The organism is Enterovirga sp. (assembly GCF_028290205.1).
Classification (GTDB): Bacteria; Pseudomonadota; Alphaproteobacteria; order Rhizobiales; family Beijerinckiaceae; genus Enterovirga.
Map to the genome: position 1 here is coordinate 1 of NZ_JAQGKF010000246.1, position 2780 is coordinate 2780.

Below are 2780 nucleotides of genomic sequence, written 5' to 3' on the forward strand. Positions count from 1 at the left end.
TGCCGAACTTCACGATGGTGCCCCCGCGTGGCGACCACCCGATGCACGGTCACTTCTGGGTGCCGATCGATGACGAGAACTGCTGGGCGTGGAGCTTCGACTACCACCCCACGCGTGAGCTCACCGATACTGAGGTCGAGGCGATGGAGGCCGGGGCCGGGGTCCATTCCAGGAACATCCCGGGCACGTACATCCCCGAGGCCAACAAGGGCAACGACTACCTCATCGACCGTGAGAAGCAGAAGACGGGCGAGCTGTTCTCGGGCGTGGAGGGCATCGCGATCCAGGACTCCTCGCTGCAGGAGAGCATGGGCCCGGTCGTCGACCGCACGAAGGAGCGGCTCGTGGCGACCGACGCCGGCATCATCAAGGCGCGCCAGAAGCTGCGTCGGGCCGCCGAGGCCCTGCGTGATCACGGGACCGAGCCGATCGGCAATATCCCCGGGCACCAGAAGATCCGCTCGGTCGCGGCCGTGCTGCCGGCGGATCAGCCGTTCGTCGAGGGCATCGGCGACGCCCTCGAGGCCCGGCCCGGCGTTCCACAGACCTCGGTGTGAGCATGGCGGATCCCATCATGGTGAGCAGCTGCGCTCGGGCCGCGACCGCCGCGGAGGCCGCGTACCGCATCGACTACCCCCTCGCGCACGCACGGCACACCCGTGTCATCGCGTTCGACGAGGCCGCCGAGCAGGTGGTGCGCGCCGTGTCCGAGGACGGGCCGTGGGGCCAGGCGGAGTTCTACCGCGCGGGGCCCTGGGGGGATGAGCTCATCACGCTGGAGGGCGAGCGTCGCACGCTGGAGAGCGAGGTGGAGCACTCCGACTCGGTGATCATGGTCGCCACGAACGACCTCGACCCCGAGGCCGTCGCCGCGGTGGGCCTGGCATGCCGGTCGCGGTCGATCATGACCGCCGGGATGCTGCTGCTGGGCGAGGGAACGCTCGAAGGCACCGCGCTGGCGGCGATCCGGCCGCATGCGCGCGTCCTGCTCGTCCCGGCGGATTACGACGATCTCTTCGAGCTGCTGCGGGGGATTCGCGCATGAGGACGATCCCTGAGATCCAGGCGATGAAACGCACGGGCCAGAAGTCGGTGTGCTTCGTGGCCTGGGACTATCACATGGCCACGATCGCGGACCGGGTCGGGGCCGACATCGTCTCGGTCGGCGACACGGTCGGCGCGAACCTGTGGGGGCACTCGAACCCGCTGGAGATCACGTTCGATGAACTGCTCGTCGCAGCCAAGGCCGTGCGCCGGGGGGTGAAGAACGCGCTGGTCAGCGCGGACTTCCCCTTCGGTCCGCTGCAGTCCGGCGACGCGCTGGACGCGGCGATCCGGCTCGTGAAGGAAGCAGGTGTCGACCTCGTCAAGCTCGACGGCGCCGCCGATTTCCCCGAGGCGGTCGAAGCCCTGACCCGCGCCGGCATCCCGGTCTTCGCGCAGTTCGGCATCACGCCGCAGACCTCGCTGAAGTACGGCATCGACTACTCGGCCGCCCACACCATCCAGGTGCCGGACGAGATGACCGACCAGCTCGTCGCCGAGGCCCGGCGTCTCGAAGATGCCGGTGCGGTCGCGCTGAACTTCACGAACTCCGGCCCGGTGGTCGGCCCGGCCGTCGTCGACGCCGTGAAGATCCCGGTCCTGGGCGGGTTCGGCGGCGGGCCGTGGCTCGACGGCCGGATCCGGATGATCACCGCCGCGATCGGCTACAACTCGAAGTGGGTCGACTCGGAACCGGACACCTACGCGAACGTCGCGCGGATCACGCACGACGCCCTCACCGCCTGCGCGGCGGACATCAGGGCAGGGCGCCAGCTCCGCGGCGGCCTCCCCGTACCCACCCAACCCTGACACAGAAGGAGTGCGCGTGCGCCTCGAGGAAGACCGGCAGGGCCTCCGCGAGCGGGGTCGGCGGCTGGGGTAGCTCGTTCGCATCCGGAAGCAGCGCGGTCCACTTCGCGTAGCAGTGCTCGATCACGGCCGCGACCAGGTTGTCCTTGTGCCCGAAGTGCCAGTAGATCGACCTCGTCGGCGCGGCGGCCCGCCTGGTGACGATGCGCCCGTTACCTTTTTGTAGCCCGTTCCTGTTGCAGGATTAGGGTGTGCTGGCCGGTCGGTCCCGGCATGGTTGTTGCCCCCAGTCGTTTCATGATCAGGGGGGTGTTGCCACCGGGACCGGCCCGGCGGGAGTTGATCGCTGATAGAGGCACGGCTTGCGGGGTCATTCGTAACGTGGATGCCGACGGCTGCCGCCATGGTCCGGCCGGCACAGGCAGCAGGTGACGGCTCTTCGGAAGGCGGTATGCAGTGATTCTTGACCAGCAAGACGTCGACGTTTTCATCGGCCTGGACGTCGGCAAATCCGACCATCACGCCGTTGCCCTGGACAGGTCGGGCAAACGGCTCCACGACAGAGCCCTGCCCAACGCTGAAGCCAGGCTCCGCGAGATCCTCACCGACCTCGGCCGGCACGGCAAGGTCCTGCTCGTCGTCGACCAGCCCGCCACGATCGGCGCGCTGCCCGTCGCCGAAATTCGTCCATCACCCGGCTCCGGCGGACGTGGACGTCCCACGGCATGAACTTACAGACTGCCGCCATCTGTCCCTCATTTGCTCCGGAGACACCGCTCATGCCACGGACTGCCCATCAGCGACCAAGCGCCACAGTCGGTTACCCAACGGCCCTCGGTGGCCGCAACGGGAGCCGTGGCCCGGTTTGGGAATGGCGAATCACCCTTCGTCGTCCGCTCGAAGAATGCAGGTCAATGTAACCAAGG

2 protein-coding genes and 2 pseudogenes are annotated in these 2780 nt (G+C 68.2%); all 4 read left to right on the forward strand.

Translation table 11 applies throughout. From position 1 onward, the window contains the following. Positions 1-557: pseudogene (locus tag JWR86_RS17120) on the forward strand (aromatic ring-hydroxylating dioxygenase subunit alpha); the annotation flags it as partial. Between the two features lie 2 nt (positions 558-559). Continuing rightward, complete coding sequence (locus tag JWR86_RS17125) at positions 560-1045, forward strand: hypothetical protein (RefSeq protein ID WP_299567682.1); 486 nt, start codon at positions 560-562, stop codon at positions 1043-1045. After that, on the forward strand, positions 1042-1854 hold the full coding sequence (locus tag JWR86_RS17130) for a 3-methyl-2-oxobutanoate hydroxymethyltransferase (RefSeq protein WP_299567684.1): 813 nt from the start codon (positions 1042-1044) through the stop codon (positions 1852-1854). The genes JWR86_RS17125 and JWR86_RS17130 overlap by 4 nt, the downstream gene beginning before the upstream one ends. A gap of 456 nt (positions 1855-2310) precedes the next feature. After that, positions 2311-2532 (forward strand): annotated as a pseudogene (locus JWR86_RS17135) (transposase); the annotation flags it as partial. Positions 2533-2780: the final 248 nt, after the last annotated feature.